This is a genomic window from Eisenbergiella tayi, assembly GCF_001881565.1.
In the GTDB taxonomy this organism is placed as follows: domain Bacteria; phylum Bacillota; class Clostridia; order Lachnospirales; family Lachnospiraceae; genus Eisenbergiella; species Eisenbergiella tayi.
Genome location: NZ_MPDJ01000002.1, coordinates 72708 through 92448, shown reverse-complemented (window position 1 = coordinate 92448; position 19741 = coordinate 72708). Strand labels below are relative to the sequence as shown.

The 19741-nt window shown below is 45.7% G+C and carries 14 protein-coding genes; 13 read left to right on the top strand and 1 reads right to left on the bottom strand.

The features are described from left to right. Nucleotides 1-19: 19 nt before the first annotated feature. From BLA28_RS09025 to BLA28_RS09010, 4 genes are all read left to right on the top strand, one after another. The gene (locus BLA28_RS09025; protein WP_071699055.1) at nt 20-1606 is read left to right on the top strand and encodes an ABC transporter substrate-binding protein; all 1587 of its coding nucleotides are present in this window, start codon (nt 20-22) and stop codon (nt 1604-1606) included. 86 nt (nt 1607-1692) lie between these two features. Then, nucleotides 1693-3114 carry a hypothetical protein gene (locus BLA28_RS09020; protein ID WP_071699054.1) on the top strand — a complete coding sequence of 474 codons (1422 nt, stop codon included), beginning with the start codon at nt 1693-1695 and terminating at the stop codon, nt 3112-3114. 74 nt (nt 3115-3188) lie between these two features. Continuing rightward, a complete protein-coding gene (locus BLA28_RS09015; RefSeq protein WP_071699053.1) occupies nt 3189-5471 on the top strand; it encodes an AraC family transcriptional regulator in 2283 nt (760 codons plus the stop codon). A gap of 29 nt (nt 5472-5500) precedes the next feature. Next, nucleotides 5501-7048, top strand: coding sequence for a glycoside hydrolase family 31 protein (locus tag BLA28_RS09010; protein ID WP_169897219.1), 1548 nt, complete (start codon nt 5501-5503; stop codon nt 7046-7048). A 95-nt stretch (nt 7049-7143) separates the two neighbouring features. On the opposite strand, the gene BLA28_RS34510 is transcribed toward BLA28_RS09010, so the two are convergent. Next, a complete protein-coding gene (locus tag BLA28_RS34510) occupies nt 7144-7974 on the bottom strand; it encodes an AraC family transcriptional regulator (protein WP_330393276.1) in 831 nt (276 codons plus the stop codon). A gap of 65 nt (nt 7975-8039) precedes the next feature. On the opposite strand from BLA28_RS34510, the gene BLA28_RS09000 reads away from it, so the two are divergent. The 9 genes from BLA28_RS09000 (at nt 8040) to BLA28_RS08960 (ending at nt 19712) form a co-directional block, all read left to right on the top strand. Further along, a complete protein-coding gene (locus BLA28_RS09000) occupies nt 8040-9365 on the top strand; it encodes a glycoside hydrolase family 2 protein (RefSeq protein WP_071699050.1) in 1326 nt (441 codons plus the stop codon). After that, nucleotides 9308-10039 (top strand): DUF4982 domain-containing protein, encoded by a 732-nt coding sequence (locus BLA28_RS33345; protein WP_143131488.1) that lies wholly within the window; start codon nt 9308-9310, stop codon nt 10037-10039. Before BLA28_RS09000 ends, BLA28_RS33345 begins: the two co-directional genes overlap by 58 nt. Nucleotides 10040-10343: 304 nt before the next feature. Then, nucleotides 10344-11348, top strand: coding sequence for an alpha/beta hydrolase (locus BLA28_RS08990; protein WP_071699048.1), 1005 nt, complete (start codon nt 10344-10346; stop codon nt 11346-11348). A 196-nt stretch (nt 11349-11544) separates the two neighbouring features. Beyond that, a complete protein-coding gene (locus BLA28_RS08985) occupies nt 11545-13299 on the top strand; it encodes a sensor histidine kinase (RefSeq protein WP_071699047.1) in 1755 nt (584 codons plus the stop codon). A 40-nt stretch (nt 13300-13339) separates the two neighbouring features. Next, nucleotides 13340-14941, top strand: coding sequence for a response regulator (locus tag BLA28_RS08980; RefSeq protein WP_143131487.1), 1602 nt, complete (start codon nt 13340-13342; stop codon nt 14939-14941). A gap of 81 nt (nt 14942-15022) precedes the next feature. Then, nucleotides 15023-16573 carry an ABC transporter substrate-binding protein gene (locus BLA28_RS08975; protein WP_071699045.1) on the top strand — a complete coding sequence of 517 codons (1551 nt, stop codon included), beginning with the start codon at nt 15023-15025 and terminating at the stop codon, nt 16571-16573. A gap of 32 nt (nt 16574-16605) precedes the next feature. Continuing rightward, entirely contained in the window at nt 16606-17568 is a 963-nt protein-coding gene (locus BLA28_RS08970; protein WP_081332526.1) for an ABC transporter permease, read from the top strand. A gap of 12 nt (nt 17569-17580) precedes the next feature. Further along, entirely contained in the window at nt 17581-18471 is an 891-nt protein-coding gene (locus BLA28_RS08965; RefSeq protein WP_071699044.1) for a carbohydrate ABC transporter permease, read from the top strand. Between the two features lie 47 nt (nt 18472-18518). Then, nucleotides 18519-19712 (top strand): sialidase family protein, encoded by a 1194-nt coding sequence (locus tag BLA28_RS08960; RefSeq protein ID WP_071699043.1) that lies wholly within the window; start codon nt 18519-18521, stop codon nt 19710-19712. The last annotated feature ends 29 nt before the right edge of the window (nt 19713-19741 follow it).

The following is a 19741-nucleotide window of genomic DNA, read 5'->3' as shown; positions in this document are numbered from 1 at the left end:
CGTAGAAAGAGAGGTAACAATGAGAAAGAAATTATTGGCACTGGCAATGGGGTTGGTTATGACTGCTTCCGTGCTGGCTGGCTGCGGGGCTAAGGAAGCAGGGGAAACAGCGCCGGCTGCAAATGCAGAAAATTCTGCAGCAGAAAATTCTGCAGCGGAACAGGGAGTGGCGGAAAGCTCTGCGTCTGAAGGTACACAGGCAGGAGGAACTGTTTCAGATCAGGATCTGGTGGATCTGCGGCTGATTTTTTACGGGGATATGTCCTCCCGTCGTGAGGAGTTCTTTAAAAATGAGTTCCATGATGCTGTTCTTGAGGATTTGAATATTGATCTGAGCGTTGAATTTTTGCCATGGGGTTCCGATACAAATGTATCCACCATGCTGGCAAGCGGAGAAAGATTTGCAGTAGAGTACATCGTATCTAATTATGACTGGCACACAAAAGGTTACCTGGCTGAAATAGACGAGTCCCTTCTGGAAACCCATCTGCCGGATCTGATTGCTACCCGCGGAGAGAACAATGGATTTGAGTGTACCAAATATAATGACAAGATTTATGCGGTGCCCTTCGGTAATAAACCTTATGCCGGTTCCATGCAGTATTTTGATATGAGGGGAGATATTCTGGATGAACTGGGATATAGCCCGGAGGATGTAAATACACTGGAAAAACTGGAAGAGGCTATGGCTGCATGCAAGGAAAAATATCCGGATATGCGCAGTGTAATGAATATTGATTTCCTTCCTTATGCCCTTTGGGCATATTGCGGGGATGGAACCAGGTCAGTAAATGAAGCGAATGATTTCGTATATGTAAATGAGGAAGAAGAGGGAGACACTGTCTACAGTTATTATGAATCGGAAGCCTTTAAGAAACATTGTGAGATTACCAGCAAATGGGTGGAGCTTGGATATATTGATAAGGATCTGATTACAAATCCTTCCCAGAGTGATGCCGATTGGAATGCAGCAAACTGCTTTGCAAGAAATGGCATGCCCGGTTCCCTGATCTCCAGCAGCTTAAAAACAGCAGATCCGGATGCATATGAAACAATGGTAAAGGTGGGAGATCAGCTTAAAATAAAGAATAAGGATTATGACTGGGGAATTGCAATCTCTGCAGCCGATCAGGAAAATGTATCCCGCTGGCTGGATTTGTTTAATTGGATGTATAAAGATCAGGATCACTTTAACTTCTGTGTATATGGTGTGGAAGGCAAGGATTACGAAGTGAATGAAGATGGTTCCATCACAAAGCTGGTGTCAGATTCCTTTATTGACAGTTGGTTTATGGAAGCAATCCCTTATAATGTATATGATTCTTCTATTCCGCAGGAAACTATTGAGGAATATGAACACTTTGATGATGATGCCGTATTTTCCAAGCTGACCGGGTTCTCTTTTGATACCAAACCCGTAGCTACGGAAGTGGCAATGCTTACCTCTGTTTATGATGAAAAGCTGAAACCCATGCTTTGGGGCTTCCTTGATTATGATGAGAATATCGACAGTGTACTTGCAGAATTAAAAGCGGCAGGGCTGGATACCTATGTTGCGGAGTATCAGAAACAGTTCTCTGAATTCTATGCACAGCAGAACCAGTAAAAGGCTTTTAGGATAATCGAAAGGGCGTCCGTATACTGCGGGCGCCTTTTATACTTGATTATTCTGAGGAAGGAAAAGGAAAAAAGATGGGTGGATTTGAGGATAATGCTTTTAATAATCCATTTTCAGGACGGAAATCAGAACAGGTAGCCTACTTTATGCCGTATAAAGGGCATATACATAATCCGGGAATGGGAATTATCTCCATGGCGATAAGTGATCACATGACTACTGGATATACACCGCAGGAGAGAGCTGCCAATGACAGGAAAAAGCCTTTTACTCTTTCGGCAAAGATGCTTGAAGAGGTGACCGCATTGCCGTATATTGATAATCTTTATATTCGTGTAGGATGGAACGACGTACAGAAAGAGAGAGGGAGACTGGATCTGATTCCTGAATTTGAGATGGCTGTAGAGGCGGCAAAGAAAGCGGGAATCAGTTGGGGGCTTCGTATCATGCAGGCTTCTCCAAGCAATCCTGCTGAGCATCTTATACCGGATTTCCTGGTGGATAAACTGTCCATGTATCCGTATTTTGACGGGGATTTTTATGGACCATCACCTAAAAAGCTTCCTCTCTATACGGAGGAATATTTAAAATACTGGGAAGAGATGTTGGTATTACTGGGGGAGAAATATGATAAGACAACGGAACTGGAATATGTGGATGTGTCCGGGTTTGGCTTATGGGGAGAGGGGCATCATGGATGCCATGTGAAACCGAACGGGCCGGTTGTGGATTTGGAACTGGATTCCAGAGAAAGAACAGAGGAAATTGTGGCAAACCTGATTCATAGCCATCAGAAGGCATTTCCTGCCACTCCAATGGTACTGAATCTGGTTCTCAGTGAATACCGGGCTGCGCAACAGGCCATTCAGGAAGGATGCTGGGTCAGAAGAGACAGCTATCATCACTGGTTCCAGGCGGATCAGGCGCAGTATGGTTTGATGAAACGACCGGATGCAGCTATGATTTTTGAAACAGTTATGCCGGGTATTTCCATGGAGGATAACGAAGATCCTGCTTTTCGTTACAGCTATCTGGAAATGCCTGATCGAATGTGCGATTATGGGGCGGCCTATGGAATTGTAGGATTCAATCCTCTCGATACTCTTCATGCAGACCATATGGTACCTCAGCTATTTGATGCATTTAAGAACCGGCTTGGTTATCGTCTGCGTCCATCTATCTGCTGGAAGGTTCTGCAGGAGGACGGAAGCCAGAGTCTTGTGTTGGGAATGGTAAATGATGGTGTTGCCAATCCCCCGGGTATTGTTATTTTTAAGGCTGAAAGTGAGGGGGAAATTTCTTCTGTGTCTGTAGAACCAGGTACACTTGGCGGCAGAATGGCTTTGGTAGAACTGCCTCTTCCTGAAAATTGCGGGGATAAAGTAGTACTGTCTATGGATATTGTTATTGGACAGAAGAGAAGACCGGTGAGATTTGCCGCGGAGGTACGCAGCGGGCAGGCGCCTTATGAATTGAATATCTGTCTGAAGCATTAACCGAGGGGCTGTGTTTTACAGACGGGAAGCATTCTGTTACAATAAAGAAAGATTATTTACAGGGGGAAGCGAGTATGAAATGGCTCCGGGAAAGGACGAAATCCTTATTTTCAAAAACTTTATTAGGAATGCTTTCCGTATCACTTACAGTATTGATCATTGTGGCGGCTATTCTGTTTGCCTGGTTTCGTTCACAGATGGTAAAGGGGTATTATGAGCTAACCCGTGCTGCCATGGGAAATACGGATGCTGTTTTCAGCCGTAGTATTGCCGATGCCAAAAATATGATTACGGAATGGTATGCGTCTCCCGACGGCGTCAGCCTGCGTCTTGAGGCTGATACGCAATTTGTAAATCACATATCTTTTATCAATAAAGCACTGAGCATGCTTAACAGCAATGCCTATCTCCAGTCGGCCTGCTTTATCAATTATCAAAGGCAGATGGCATTAAATGTAGGCTCCAGTGTTTCTTATCCGGAGAATCTGGATCGTATCCTTATAGAAAAAATGTCTGAAAAAAATGGAAGAAACCAGGCATTTATATGGAATGTAAAAAGCCGTCGTTCCAATCAGGAAATGATTCCGCTTCTTACAATACCCATGGCGGAAACAGCTATGAACGACAGTAATTTTTATGGGATGGCGGTGATAAATATTGATTTGAGGCAGATGAATAAGAGTCTGTTTTCTAACCAAAAGGAAGAGCAGTTCCGTATGATTATATTGGACAAAGCAGGAATGGTAGTAGCTAACAGCAATCTGGAGCACCTGGGTGAGGACTGGTCCGGCAAAGAGTGGGTGCAGCGTGTGCTGGCGGATGAGAACCAGTTTGAACTGAAGGAAGACGGAAAACGATGGGAATACCTTTCCTTTCCCACAAGGCAGGACGGGTTTTATATTGTAGCACAAACAGATTATGTGACGCAGATTGTTAATATTAATTATGTATTTTATATTGTATTTGCTGTGATAATCACTGCGGCAGCCGCCATTATCGTCATGATGCTGCTCGTTTCCCGCCGGATTTTCCGACCCTTTACCACCATGGTCGGTAATTTGAAGCAGTCACAGATCGCGGAAGAAATGGAGCCGGAGACTGACGAGGTAGCCTTCCTGGAACACTTTTACCAGGGGATTTCCACTCATATTGAAACCCTAAATGAAAAAAAGGAAAATGATTTCATAGTAAAAAACCTGCTTTTAGGTAACCAGAGAAAGGAGATCCAGCTTCTGATGCAGCAGAAGGGGATTATTTCCGGCAGCAATCCCTATTATATGATAGTAGTTTTTGTGGAAAACAAAGATCATGCGGACGGCCTGAGCATGCAGGAATACGATATGCTGAGGAATATGGTGAGCGGCGTGTTCTCATCCGCTCTGGATCAGTATGGACACTGCACATATTTTGAAGTGGGACTTAGAAGGATGCTGTTTATGGTATCCAGGGAGCACGAAGAGGAGCAGCAGGAACAGCGCATATTGGAGGCAGTGGAAAAAGCGAAAAATTCCGTACAAAGGCTGTCTCAGGTAAGAGCATTTGCCATAGTATCCCATTGTCTCCGGGATGGAGGGAGCGAATGCGTCCGTTGCTTTGTGCGGATGAATGACAGCTTAAAGACCAGACATCTGCTTGGCTGTGAGGAAACGGTTATTTTTGAAGACAAGGAAGAAAATATCCCGGAGGTCGGAACAGAAACCATTATAAACTGCCTGAAGCTCAGAGATAAAGCAGGATATATGGAGGCAGTGGAGGAGTTGCTCGCAGGATGTGAACAGATGCCTTATGGACAGTTTGCAGCCAGGCTGGAGCTTGTGGCAGAGTCGATTCTGAAAGCAGGAAAAGTGGCCAGACATGCAGAACAGGGAGAGGAAGGAAGATTATCCCTGAAGGAACGTATTGCATCTCTTACCGGTAAGGAAGAGATGCTGTTATGGCTGGAATCCCTGTATGATGAGGCAGCCATCCAAATCAGTAAAATCAGCAATCATTCCACAGCGGCTATGATGGAGGAGGCTGTGGACTATATTCGGAACAATTATGATGACAGCAACCTGAATGTGAATTTGCTTGCGGACAAGCTTAAGATCAGCGCTGCTTATTTTGGAAAGCTGTTTACGGAATTCACCGGTTCCCGGACATTGGATTACATTTTGAAGGTCCGTATGGAAAAAGCCAGAGATCTGCTTTTAGCTGAGCCGGAAAAGGATATTGCACAGATTGCTGATGCGGTTGGCTATAATAACAGTACCTATTTTACAACGGCGTTTAAAAAATTTTATGGTGTAACCCCTTCCCGTTTCCGGGATTACCATGTGGTATCCGGAATGACTGAGACTCAAAATGACAATGAGTAATGGGGGATTGCCTGTTAAAGGAGAAAAAAATGCGTATTTCTTTTCTTGATAAAGAATATTGGTGGGGCGGGATTGTGAATCTGGGAGAAACCATGCCCTATGACAGGGACAGCGAATGTGAGATTGACTTAAGCACCATTAAGCTGTCGCTGGATCAGTCCGCACCGCTTTTTGTGTCCTCAAAGGGACGTTATATCTGGAGCGAAAAACCTTTTCGCATCCGGTTCTGGCACGGGGAAATTCTCATACCGGATACATTTGAAGTGGAACTAAATGAAGAGGGCAGCACATTAAGGGATGCCTGCATGAATCTGGCAAAAAAGAAATATCACCTTTCCGGAAAAGTGCCGGATCCCCTTTTCTTCGAACAGCCTCAGTACAATACCTGGATTGAACTGAATATCCACAGCAGTCAGGAAAAAATTCTGGAATATGCGGAAAATATCATCCGATACGGAATGCCAGCAGGAATTCTGATGATTGACGGAGGCTGGCAGATCGCCCATGGATACTGGGAATTCCGATCGGAGCTTTTTCCGGATCCGCAGGGAATGATAAAAAGACTTCATGAACTGGGTTTTAAGGTGATGCTTTGGACGATTCCTGCAGTGAGCGTTTCTGCGCCGGATTATGACAGACTGAAGGAAGCAAAACTGCTTCTGCATGACTGCAGCGGAAAGCCTGCACAACGCTGGTGGTGGGGAGGACGGGACGCAGTTCTGGATCTTTCCAATCCCCAGGCCGTAAGATGGTATACGGATCAGCTGAATCATCTGCAGGTAAAATATGGGGCGGACGGATTTAAATTCGATGGAGGGGATGCCTATTTTTATGACAGTGGGGATCAATCATGGCTGCCGCTGAATGAACAGGAGCAGATGAGCCGGTATGAAGGGCTGGGAGAAATTTATCCTTTTCACGAGTTCCGCTGTGGCTGGAAGGGGATGGGAAAGCCGTTGGTACACCGTCTTCAGGATAAGATGCATACTTGGAACGGCCAGGGCCTGAACCAGATCATTCCTCATTCTGTACTTCAGGGGCTTACGGGGAATTTTTTCCACTGTCCTGATATGATTGGCGGCGGTGTATTTAATGAACTATTTGAAACAGCTTTTGATGAAGAACTTTATGTAAGATGGATGGAGGTAAGTGCTCTTTGTCCCATGATACAGTTTTCTCTGGCACCCTGGAGAGTCCTGAGTGACGAAAATCGCAGAATCGTGGTAAAAATGTACCGGCTCCATCAGGATATGGCGCCGCTCTTTCTTGAACTGGCGGCTCATGCGGCATTGACAGGGGAACCTGTGATGCGGAACCTGGCTTATGAATTCCCGGAGGAGGGGCTGGAGCAGGTATGGGATCAGTTTATGCTGGGCAGCAAGATTCTGGCAGCGCCTGTCCTGGAAAAGGGAAAAACCGGAAGAAGCGTGATCCTTCCGTCCGGCATTTGGCAGGCTGATGACGGCACGCGCTGGGAAGGCGGGCAAACGATAGAGATCCAGGCTGGGCTGGAAAGACTTCCTTTTTTTGTGAGACTGGATCGGGAGAGTAACGGATATCCTGCTGACAGGCAATAAGGGTATTATTCAGGAGTATGTATGATCGCCGAATCTGTGGAAACAGGATAGAAAAGAATGGTCGGCAATAAATAATGAAGCAGTGCGCCTGAATCCTATACTTTCCCTAAGGAACGCCTGTATTGCTTTGGCGTCATGGAGCAATGTTTTTCAAAGAGCTTATAAAAATGGGTACGGTTTGTAAAATTCAGCTTCTCAGCAACCTCTGCAATACTAAGCTCAGTTTCCCGGAGAAGCCGTTTGGCTTCTTTCATGCAAATAACAGAACTATAACCAAAGAGGTTAAGGCCTGAATATTTTTTCACGATATGATTCAGATAGGAACCATTATACTGTAAGCGGGCGGATAATTCAGAACGGGTTATCCGCCCGTTTTCCGCCACTATCAATTCACTTATTTTGTCAAAAAGTCGCGCTTCATTTTCCGTACCTATATTAATCGGGATATTATCGTACAGGTTTTTGTCCGACAGGGCAGACAGTATCTGGAGTAATAATCCCTTGAGTAAAAAGGAGCCTCCGGGTGTTGGGTTTACGAAAATTTGAGTCAGCTGTGTAAAACGGGTATACATATTTTCCAGCTCATCAAGAGTTTCCTCCTTTGGAATAAAATCGATATATTCTCTGACGGAAATAGAGCTGTCATTGATATTGTGATTAAAAAAGGCAGACAGTGTACGCAGGGAAGCTGTATTTTCTTCAGAAAAATAAAACTGTTCGGTATGATTGAACAGCTCATCAACCAATGCGACCGGGAGGGAGACAAAAGCCGCGCGGAAATCTGTTGTGAACTCCTCTGCATGATGAATGTTACGATTGAGGAGGCAGAGACTTCCTTTGGAATATAAGTGCCGTTTGTTTTCAATATTCTGATACATACTTCCGTCTATGACATATATCAATTCAAAATAGGCATGCTGGTGCAGCCCGTTGCGGTGGACCGGGTTGAGCGGATCACTATAGGAATAGCTGGTGCTGAGGAGGCAATAGGATGATAAAACTTGATTTTAATAAAAACTGGAAATTCCGTAAGGCAGGGTCTGACCGGCCATGGAGGGAATTATGCCTTCCTCATGATGCAATGCTGGAAGAAAAGCGCGATCCAAAGTGTGAGAGCGGTTCCGCGGGAGCTTATTTTCCGGGCGGAATTTATGAATATGAAAAAGAGATGGAGGTTTCGGCTGAGTGGGCTGATAAAAAAATCACCATCGAATTTGAAGGTATTTATGGGAAATCGGAAATTTGGGTAAATGAACGGTATGTAGGAAAAATTGTGTATGGATATACAGAAGCAAGGTTTGACCTGACTGATTACTTGCATTTTAGCGCCGGGAACAAGATATATGTAAGAGTGGATAATCATGAAATGCCAAACAGCCGCTGGTATACGGGCAGCGGAATCTACCGGCCGGTCACCTTATATGTGCAGGATCAAATGCATATACAGCTTCATGGAATTAAAGTAAATACGATATCATATAATCCTGCCAGAATAGCGGTATCTGCAGCGCACGCAGGGGGAAATGCAGAAATACAGATACTGGATGGAGAATGTGTGATAGCTGCTGCAAAGGGGGATGAGGCTGAGTTTACACTGCTCGGGGCTAAATTATGGGATGATGAGACACCTGACCTTTACCGCTGCAGGGTGTTTTTGACAGATGGAGATAAGGTGGTGGATACCCAGGAAAGTATTTTTGGGATTCGGATGGTGGAGTGGAGTCCTCAGGGACTATTTATCAATGGAAAGGAAACTCTGCTTCGCGGCGGATGCCTGCACCATGACAATGGGATTGTTGGAGCCTGTGCGTATGATGAGTCTGAGGAACGGCGGGTCCGCATCATGAAGGAGAATGGATTCAATGCCATACGTTCCGCACATAATCCCTGCTCCAGGGCAATGCTTGACGCCTGTGACAAGCTGGGTATGTATGTGATGGATGAAACCTGGGATATGTGGTATCAGCATAAAAGCAAATATGATTATGCGACGGAATTTATGGATAATTATAAAGAAGATATCAGGACAATGGTGGAAAAGGACTATAATCATCCTTCGGTCATCATGTATTCTATTGGGAACAAAGTCAGCGAGCCTGCAAAAGAAGAGGGTAAAGAGCTTGCAAAAGAGATGATTGAGCTATGCCATAAACTGGAAGGAAAGGCTCATCCTGACCGGCTGATTTTTGGAAGTGAGACTTTTCCCCATGAGATTGGCAAGAACTCGGCATTGGTGCATGGAGCTATTCCGCGGATGCCATGGGATTTGAAAAGCCATATCCATGGCTGGCTGGCGGTGCAGGTGTTATCGATTTGACAGGCAACCCGGATGGAGAGGTTCTTTATGCAAGGACAGTCTGGGGGAAAAATGATGAGGTGCTCCTGGCAGTTACCCCTGCCAATCATCCCGGCGAAGAAGTGATAAAGAGTGCGTGGCGGGGTACAAATGCCATTCCAAGCTGGTCATGGAGAGGGTGTGAAGGGAATGCAGTAACTATAGAAGCATACACAAAGGCTCCCCATGTCAGGCTATACTTAAATGAAGCACTCCTGGCGGAAAAGGATACGACAGACTGCAAAGCGGTATTTGAGGCGGAATATAGGCCGGGCGTACTCAAGGCGGTGGGAACGGATGAAGAGGGAAATGAAATTATGACGGGTATGCTTAAGTCTGCGGCAGGAAATCTGCAGCTTAGTATTCAGCCGGAAAAGGAATACGTGCAGCCCGGAGAAATTTTGTATGTGGCTATAAATATCTGTGATAAGGATGGAATTGTGGAAAGCAATGCGGATGAGCTGATTTCAATTGAGGTACAGGGGGGTGAACTTCTGGGCTTCGGAAGCGCCAGACAGCGCACAGAGGAAAGCTTTCTGGATAAAGAGGCGACAGCCTGTTATGGACGGACACTGGCAGCGGTACGCGTGCTGGATGAACAGGTGTGTATTGCTGTGAAAGGAGTTACCCTGCCGGAATCATCAATGACGATTTAATAGGGATAAGAGACAGTATTCTAAAGTACTTTCATTTTTACGATTGGTGAAAAGTCATAAATAAACAAAAGTAAGGTCATTTCTTTTCCTGGTAAAAAGCAGGAAAGAGATGGCCTTATTCAAATTTTCCACAGGCTGTCTGAGAACCAGCGCGTTGGGACATTATCTGTATCGGGGAAATGCCATATCAGAAAATATGATATATGAAATCTGTTTTTCTATATTTATGTTATTCTCCATTTACTAAAATAGATACCGTATATTAAAAAACTGTGTAATTTCAGGCTGACAGGGAGGATGTAAAATGCTGGATTTGATAAAATTATCTGGAGAAGAAACCGGTGTTGCAGATGAATCTAAAATGGACTGGGAAAGCCAGGGAATCGATTTTTATGAGGATGTGGCCTATGGAATGGGAGGGGATCACCCCATGTATCTTGACCTTATGCTCCCCAGGGAAAAAGCAGAGAAAAAACGTCCTGTTATCATCTGGGTTCACGGCGGCGGCTGGAGCATCCCGGAACTGACGAAAAAATACCGTCCGGTAAATGCTTTGGTACAGGCCTGCCATATGGGCTTTGTCTGTGCAAGCATTGAGTACCGGCTGGTAACGGAGAAGCCGTTTCCTGCACCCATTGAAGACTGTAAATGTGCCGTGCGTTTTTTAAAGGCACATGCCGGAGAGTTGGGCATTGATCCGGATTGTATCGGTATCTGGGGAGAGTCGGCAGGCGGCCAGCTGGCGGCGCTGGTTGGAGCTTCCTATAGGAATCCCTGCCTGGAGGGGAACGGAGGCTGGAAGGAATACAGCAGTGAGGTTAAAGCAGTCTGTGACTGGTACTGCGGCGGTGATATGACGCATATGGGGGCATATGCCTGTCCACAAGTGCAGACCCGTGCAAAAGAGCTGGGAATCCGGCTGACGCTCATGCCGGGACAGCAGGAAAAAGAGGAAAAACAGAGGGATGAAGTGCAGGAGAAAATTTTTGTGCAGATGTTCGGCAGGCCTGGCCGGGAAGCGCCGGAGCTTTCCATGGAAATCAGCCCGATCTTCTATGTCGATCAGAAACAGCCGGCGTACCTTTTGATGCATGGCGATTCGGACCAGGCGGTGTCACCGGAATTTTCCTATAATTACTATGATGCCTTGCTTAAGTACGGCCATGACGCAACCTTTGTGCTGGTTCCCCGGCAGGGGCATGGCTTCTTTAGAGGGCAGGGCTACTATGATATCGTACTAAATTTCTTCCGGAAAAAACTGGTTCCCTGTTCGGATGGAGGGAAGGAAGCTGATGGGCTGATGTGTTAAATAGCCCAACTTTGAAATATGGGAGGTACTGGCAGATCAGTTCTTAACAAATATTTTTATGAACCGGCATGGTTCGTAACGATTTGTTTCAATGCAGATTATATGATAAAATCTGTGTAACTGTGAAGATATTAAACAGCCTCAAATCTGATTATTGCCCGGATGGCGCGGAAAAGGGAAAGAAGGAAATAAATGCATGGACAGAAAGGAAGTCCCGGTTCTGAAGAATAAAAATGGTTCCATAAAAAGATACTTATTCATAGGCGGCATAGGCGGTTCCGTTCTGCTTCTGCTGCTTTTAATGTGTTTCGGAGGCTATATTATACTGCAGTACCGGCACGTGTATAAAAGGGATCATGCGGCCATGACCTCCGATTATGCGCAGCAGCTTGCCCGGGATATCGGTTCCATGGAGGCCTATGTTAAAAATCTGTATGGGAACAATGTACATTATCAGATGCTGAAAAGGCCGCAGATTACGGAAAGCCAGTGGATGCTCGCTGCCTATTACCTGAATAATAATTTCAGCACCAAGGCGGATAATCTGGATTATTTCGGCGGCGTCTTTTACTACGATCAGGACTGGGATTCCCTTCACAGTGAGTTCAGCAGCTATCCCTTTGCGGGTGACAGCTATCGCCTGAACCAGGCGGTCAAAGAGGAGGTACGTGCCCATACAGGTGAAAAGATGCCTTATGAAGAGATAATGACCTATGAAGGAGAAACGTATCTTCTGTATCTTCTGGGAGATCGGGGAAAGCTTTTAGGATATACGGTCAATTTGTCCGTATATTTTGTATTGAGGGAAAATATGCAGCTGATCATCTCCGATATGCAGGGGAATATTCTTGCCAATCTGGGAGAGCCGCTTCTTGACGGGCAGACAATTGCGGAAAAACTCAGGAATGATACGGACAACGCGGGGCTGACATACATGATTTCCAGGGAAGCGGTGGAGGGACAGGAGCTTCAGGTCATGCTGATTCATAAGGATGAGAAACTTGCCTTCTGGAATCAGGCGGAATTCTGGCTGTTGTTCATTCTCATTCCTCTGACGGCTTTTGCTGTTTTGTGGAATGTATACAGATTTGTAAAACGGATTATTTACCAGCCGATCGATCATTTCGTACACCGCCTGACGGAAATGAAAAGGGGAGAGGCGTCTGAAAATTCCAGGTATGCGGGGAAAGAAAGCCAGCTGGAGGAAATCCGGCTGATTAATGAAAAGCTGGATGAATTGATTGCGGAGATGGGGCAGCTGGAGCAGGAAAAATACAAAAAGGAGAAGGAAGCCAACGCTGCGCTGCTGCAGTATTATCAGCTGCAGATAAGACCTCATTTTTTCCTGAACTGTCTGAATATCGTAGCCTCTTTACTCAATGAAAATGATGTGGACACGGTGAAAACCATGATTTTTGTCGTATCCAGGCATTTCCGCTATGTGTTTCAGGATTCGGACAGTCTGGTTACACTGGCTGAGGAAATAGAAGAGGTTAAAGCTTACTGCAATATTTATATTATTAAAAATGCCATGCCTATTCTTCTGCAGATTAATCTGGAGGAAGAGACAGAATCCTGTAAGATCCCCATTCTGTGTGTGCAGACATTTGTGGAGAATTCTGTAAAATATGCGGTGAATAAGAGCAGGGTGCTTTCTATTTCCATTACGGCGGACAGAATAGAGGATGACGGGAAATGGTATACAAGAATCCATATCACGGATAATGGAGAGGGCTACAGGCCGGAACAGCTGGAACAGCTGAACAGGCCGGTTACGGAATTCCAGTATCATTCCATGCAGGTTGGAGTTGATAATATAAAGTACCGGATTTATTTGTTATATGGTGATAAGGCAAAGCTTTATTTTTATAACAGTCCCGCCGGAGGAGCTGTTACGGAAATATTGCTTCCGCAAGTAATATTTGAAAATCCTGTCCAGACTGCTTTATGAGACAGGCGTGGTAAAATCCGCGATATACAGAGGTATAAAAATGAACATACTGATTATTGATGATGAAAAAACAGTGCTTAAAACAGTGGACTCCCAACTTAAAGAGATGAAACTGGAAATGGAGAGAATAGATACTGCAAACAGCGCTGAGGAAGCAAAGGAATGGATGAAACAGTATCATTATGACATATTCCTCTGCGATATTGTCATGCCTGAAACGGACGGGATAACCTTCGCTAAATGGGTACTGGAAAGGTATCCCGATGTGAAGATTATTTTCCTGACGGCTTATGCGGATGTCAAATACATGAAGGAAGCAATTTCCATGCAGAGCTTTGATTATGTACTTCAGCCTGTCAGTACACAGGAATTGAAGAATGTTGTAGAGCGGGCCGTTTCCCAGATAAAAATAGAGCGGAAAAATCAGGAACTGATAAACATGGGCGCTTTTTTTCAGACCTATGAGGAAAGTATTCTTGAAACAGGTGCCCTGCAGTATCTGGAAGGGCGGAATGAAGAGGACTCCTATTTGCGCAGGCTGATTTTGAGCCATAATGTTAACGGCGCGGGAGAATCGGAATATCTGCCCGTACTGATCCAGGTTCTCAAAACGCAGAAGCATCTGGAAAAGATAGAAAAGCCCATCTTACGTCTGATTTACCAGAATGTCCTGGATGAAGTGTTTCAGGATTTGAAGGTATTCAGTATTATTCTTCTGAAAGAAAACAGTACGGATTTTGCCATTCTCCTGTACTGGAAAAGGGAATTATCCTATGAAACAGAGACGGTTTCCGAAAAACTGGAGAGCTTTCGTATTCTTGCGTTCCGTGCCCTTCAGACCTCAATGGCTATCTACTGCGGCAGAGCCTGCGGCCCGGCGGAGCTTGTGAAATATTCGCAGCCTTTATTTCAGGCGAAAAGGGATAATGTGCGCAGGGAAAGCCGTGTGTTTCTGCCCCGGGAAAATGAGAAGGATATAAACAGCAATTCCTACAGGCTGCAGCTGGGTACATGGAAAAAGCTGTTGGATCAGGATCAGTTTCTCGTCTTTAAGGATAGTATCCTTTCTTATATCACAAAAGATTACCATGGACATATGAATGCATCCGGCATGATGAACCTTCATCAGAGCGTTACCCAGCTTTTGTTGGTCTATCTTGTAAATCATCAGATTGGCAGTGAGATGATTTTTGATGACAAGCTTCCCTACCTGACCTATATGAATTCCTGGCAGGGATATGATTTGTTTGAAAAAGCGCTGACGTATATTGCGGTAAAGCTGCAGGAGATTACGGGGAAAGGGAAAACAAAGGATGTGATCCGGGAAACGGTAAAATATATCAGACAGCATCTGGACACGGATCTGCCGGTAACAGAAATCGCAGAATTTGCGGGAATGAACCCGGAGTATTTGACAAAGCTTTTTAAAAAGAATACGGGTTGCACTCTGAAAGAATATATTGTAAATGAAAAAATGGAGTCTGCCAAAATGCTTCTATCAACAACCTCATTGCCTGTAACCTTAATATCCAGCCATGTAGGTTATGGAAATTATTCCAATTTCACAAGGAGCTTTAAACAGCTGGTGGGCTGTACGCCTATGGAGTACCGTAAGGCGGCCTCGAATCAGAAAATGCAATAAACGTTCACTGATTTTGCATATTTTTCACTTCCCTGGTTGATTAAAATAGGATTACCAAAAGGAAAAAGGGGAGGTAAAGCAATGAAGAAAAAGTTATTGTCACTGATTCTCACGGTTGTAATGACGGGTGTGCTGGCCGGCTGTGCCGAAAAGGCGCCTGCGGGTGCACAGTCTCAAACGACCGGTAATGGGGAGATGGAGACGGGAAAAATGGAATTGGCCGGAGATTTTTCGGCAGCACAAAACCCGGACGAGTGGCCCACCATCACGATACAGGTGCCTGTGCTGAGTGAAATGGCAGACGAACAGATGGTGGAGGATGCTTTAAATGAATATCTGGTATCTATTAATGCAGGCGTGAAGGCCGATATGGTGCAGATGACCCTGGGAGATCTCTCCACACAGCTGACGCTTATGCTGTCTGATAATCAACAACCTCTGGATTTATTCTGCTGGAGATTCTATTCCACGTTGGATGGGTGTGTGAAAAACGAACAGTGCATCCCGTTAGATTCTTATTTTGATGTTTATCCTGATTTGTGGGAAATGTATCCTGAAATTGTCCTGAAGACTCAGCAGATCAGTGGTGTGCAGTATGCGGTTCCTTCCGTGGACAGCTATGCAACCTATGATGTTTATGCGTTAAGAAAAGATGTGGCCGAGGATCTGGGCATTGCGGACAGGGACGGGGAACGGATTACGCTGGATGAAATGACTCAGATTATGAAGGATGCAAAGGCGGCACATCCGGAATACGCGTATATGATCAATACCAATAATGAAGCGGTTATCGGCATAGACAGTCTGGGAAACAGCAACTGGCTGGGCGTTCTGATGAATCGGGGCGTGGATACGAAAGAGATTGTAAATTTGTATGAAACGGAAGAATGGCGTGAGTTCTGCCAGCGTATGAAAGCCTGGAAGGATGCCGGTTTCATGATGGACGACCCGCTTAACAATGAAATGACAATTTCCCAGTATAATAACGGTGTTTCCGCAGGCTGCTACCTGGGCGGCTACAGCCCGGACTATATTAAGGCGCTGATAGCTTACAGCCCTTATGAGCCCATTGAGTTCCAGCTGACAGATATGGTGGGAACGAGCGCCTCCGTACTGGGAGGCTGGATGATTTCCACCGTATGCAAAGAACCAGATGCCGCCATGAAGATGCTGTACCTGATGTCCACCGATGAAAAGGTGGCCCGGTACTTTATCCTGGGGATTGAAGGTGTGCATTATAACGTGGATGAAAAAGGCATTGCGAGACGTCCCGAAGGCGTTACGCAGAATAACAGCACCTGGAACCAGGACTGCCCGTGGTTTTATCCGAACCAGTGTCTGAGCATTCCATTGGAAACAGAAATGACAACATACTATACCGATATGCTGGATGCCCCGAACCATGCAAAATTCTCCCAGGCCATGGGCTTTGTATTCGACAGCGCTCCGGTTTATGACCAGATGGCGGCATGTACCACAGTAGTTGCGGAATACAGAGACGCATTGCTGTATGGCCTGGTGGATGTGGATACTTATCTGGAAAAGTTCAATGAGGAGCTGAAGGCGGCAGGGATCGACGAGATTATTGCGGAAGAACAGAAACAGTTTGATGCATGGCTTGCCATACAGTAGATTATATTCCCTGAATGGAAGGATAGGATAAGATGATGTCTAAAAAAGTAAGCACAACCCAAAGAAAAGCGGCTTCAAAGAAGCAGACATTGAGAAAACTCCGTAAATATGCCCCTTTGTATCTGTGTGCACTGCCGGGGTTTCTGTATCTGATCATTAATAATTATCTTCCCATGGGAGGACTGATTCTTGCATTTAAGAAATACAGTTTTGCCAAGGGAATAATCAAAAGCCCCTGGAACGGCCTGAGTAATTTTACATATCTGTTTGGCTCCAAATGGGCTAAGATCATGTTCCGCAATACTATTGGCTACAATATTTTGTTCCTGTCTCTGGGTACCGTCTTTGCAATCTTCGTAGCCATCCTTTTAAACGAGGTACGTAAGAAAACGGCGCAGCAGGTATATCAGACAACAATATTGATTCCCCATCTGGTAAGCACGGTCCTTATCGGCTACCTGGTATACGCCTTTTTGTCCAGCACGAACGGTTTTGTCAACAAGGGGATTCTGGAGCCGTTGGGAAAAGAAGGAGTCCAGTGGTACACGGAGGCAAAGTACTGGCCTTTTATTCTGACTATCGTACAGCTTTGGAGAAGCTTCGGCTTTCAGAGCATTGTATATTTTGCAACGATTATCGGATTTGACAAGACTTATTATGAGGCTGCTGTAGTGGACGGCGCCACTACCTGGCAGCAGATTACAAGGATTACCCTGCCGCTGTTGAAGCCTACGGTAATTATCCTGACGATCATGGCGCTGGGGAGGATGTTTGCATCTGACTTCGGCCTGTTCTACCAGGTGCCCCAGAACAGCGGCCTGCTTTATTCCACAACCACCACAATTGATACCTTCGTATACCGCACTCTGATGCAGGATCATGATGTGGGAAGATCGCTTGCGGCAGGATTCATGCAGTCCGTACTCGGATTTTTCGTTGTAATGCTGACCAATGCTATTGTGCGTAAAACAGAACCTGACAGTGCGTTGTTCTGAGGAGGAGGAAAAATGGCTGGAACGAATAAAGGTTTTCGCATATTTGCGAATATAATAATGATTCTTTTAATGCTGTGCTGTCTGCTGCCGTTTATCCTTTTGATTACGGCGTCCATCACAGATGAAGCTACACTGACGCTTTACGGATATTCCTTTTTCCCGAAAAAAATAAATTTCCGTGCCTATGAGTATCTGTTCCAGGCTGCCGGAAAAATTGCCAGAGCCTATGGGGTGACGATTCTGATAACGGTGGTGGGGACCACGCTGAATGTGACGATGACAATGTTTATGTCTTATCTGCTGTCTAAACAGGATTTGCCGGGAAGGAATTTTTTATCCTTTTTCATTTTCTTTACGATGCTGTTTTCCGGCGGTATGGTTCCTTCCTATATTATATGGAGCCAGTACATGCATGTGGGCGACAGTCTTCTGGGGCTGCTCCTGCCGAACCTGGCTCTGGGGGCTTATAACGTAATACTGATGAGGACTTATTTCACCACAAATGTACCCAAGGATATTCTGGAGGCTGCGGAAATGGATTCCTGCGGCGAGCTGGGTATGCTGTTTCGGATAGCGCTTCCGCTTTCCAAACCCATGCTGTCAACGGTGGCGCTGTTTTCCGCACTTGCTTATTGGAATGACTGGATTAACGGCCTGTATTATCTGACAAGGAGAAGCGATCTGTATTCCATTCAGAACGTGCTCAATTCCATGATGAATAATGTGCAGTTTCTGAAGGAGAATACGCTGGACGCGGGCAGCGCCCAGATTACCACGCAGATCCCCACCTCCGGAGTGAGAATGGCGATTGCAGTAATTTCCGTCGTACCGATTATGGTTATTTATCCCTTCTTCCAGAAGGCGTTTATTAAAGGCATTGTAATCGGCGGCGTAAAGGGCTGACAGCACAGGAAGACGGGAACCGCGCAGGCAGATGAAAGGAGTTAAATATGAATATGACTGCAGACAGTAAATTAATTCATGATTCTCTTTATGCCCCTAATGGCGGGCATGTTCCGAAAGAGGGAGGAAGCTGTTCCATTTTGCTGAAGAAAAGATATACAAGCGTGGTGTTTTGTCCCGGAGAGCCTTTTGAGGGGCAGAGAGGTCCGGGTTCCATGTATCCGCGTTGTATTTGCCTGGAACATAACGGGGAGAAAAACGGGACACTGCTGGCGACGATGGAGTATTACACAGAGACGACTCCCGTTTTTCCTGTTTATGAGAGTACGGATGATGCGCACAGCTGGCATTATCTGAGCTGTGTTGAGGATACACAGCTGGGACAGGGATGCCGTTTCCAGCCTCATCTGTTTGAACTGCCCTGTGATATGGGGAGGTTGAAGGAGGGGACGATTCTGTGCGCAGGCAACATTATTCCCAAGGATATGAGCACTACCACACTGCACATGTATAAAAGCGAGGATGCCGGTAAAACATGGGAATTTGTCAGCGAAATTGTAAAAGGGGAGAGGGACGAAAAGCATATCATGGGCCTTCCCGTATGGGAGCCCTTCCTGCTGCAGTCCCCTGACGGAAGGCTGTTCTGTTATTATTCGGATGAGCGGTACAAGGATCATGGGAATTATAACCAGCTTCTTGCACATAAGGTGTCGGAGGACGGCGGCTATACATGGGGAGAGGAGAAAATAGACGTGGCTTTTCCTGATGGGAACCTTCGCCCGGGAATGCCTGTCGTGGCTTATCTGCCGAATGGGAAATTTATCATGGTCTATGAGATGGTAAATGAGGACAGAATCCCTGTTTATTTCAGGATTTCCGAATCCATGGATGATTGGGGGGAACCTGATTTTATGGGAAATCCGATAGTTGCAGTTGACGGAGGTTATCTTACGGGTACGCCTTATGTGGCCTGGATTAACAGGGGAGGAAAGGACGGGACTATCCTGGCGGCGGGAAGAGGCTTTTCGCATATTTTTGCCAATTCGGAAATGGGGATGGGCTTCTGGGAGAAAATGGACAGTCTGATACCCATTGACAATAATTACAATTTTACAGGCTACAGCCAGTGTATCCTTCCTATCAGGGGAGGCAGGCAGATACTGAATCTGAGCCCCTGCCAGATATCAGACAGACAGGCCCTTATTGAAGCGGCTGTTGCGGATGTATATGTCCGCGCATAGTTGTCCGGCGCTGTAACCCTGTAACCGTT

Bases quoted from the DNA above. Each gene is read 5' to 3' on its own strand.
- BLA28_RS09025 (WP_071699055.1), top strand. From the start codon at position 20: ATGAGAAAGAAATTATTGGCACTGGCAATGGGGTTGGTTATGACTGCT.
- BLA28_RS09020 (WP_071699054.1), top strand. From the start codon at position 1,693: ATGGGTGGATTTGAGGATAATGCTTTTAATAATCCATTTTCAGGACGG.
- BLA28_RS09015 (WP_071699053.1), top strand. From the start codon at position 3,189: ATGAAATGGCTCCGGGAAAGGACGAAATCCTTATTTTCAAAAACTTTA.
- BLA28_RS09010 (WP_169897219.1), top strand. From the start codon at position 5,501: ATGCGTATTTCTTTTCTTGATAAAGAATATTGGTGGGGCGGGATTGTG.
- BLA28_RS09000 (WP_071699050.1), top strand. From the start codon at position 8,040: ATGATAAAACTTGATTTTAATAAAAACTGGAAATTCCGTAAGGCAGGG.
- BLA28_RS33345 (WP_143131488.1), top strand. From the start codon at position 9,308: ATGGGATTTGAAAAGCCATATCCATGGCTGGCTGGCGGTGCAGGTGTT.
- BLA28_RS08990 (WP_071699048.1), top strand. From the start codon at position 10,344: ATGCTGGATTTGATAAAATTATCTGGAGAAGAAACCGGTGTTGCAGAT.
- BLA28_RS08985 (WP_071699047.1), top strand. From the start codon at position 11,545: ATGGACAGAAAGGAAGTCCCGGTTCTGAAGAATAAAAATGGTTCCATA.
- BLA28_RS08980 (WP_143131487.1), top strand. From the start codon at position 13,340: ATGAACATACTGATTATTGATGATGAAAAAACAGTGCTTAAAACAGTG.
- BLA28_RS08975 (WP_071699045.1), top strand. From the start codon at position 15,023: ATGAAGAAAAAGTTATTGTCACTGATTCTCACGGTTGTAATGACGGGT.
- BLA28_RS08970 (WP_081332526.1), top strand. From the start codon at position 16,606: ATGATGTCTAAAAAAGTAAGCACAACCCAAAGAAAAGCGGCTTCAAAG.
- BLA28_RS08965 (WP_071699044.1), top strand. From the start codon at position 17,581: ATGGCTGGAACGAATAAAGGTTTTCGCATATTTGCGAATATAATAATG.
- BLA28_RS08960 (WP_071699043.1), top strand. From the start codon at position 18,519: ATGAATATGACTGCAGACAGTAAATTAATTCATGATTCTCTTTATGCC.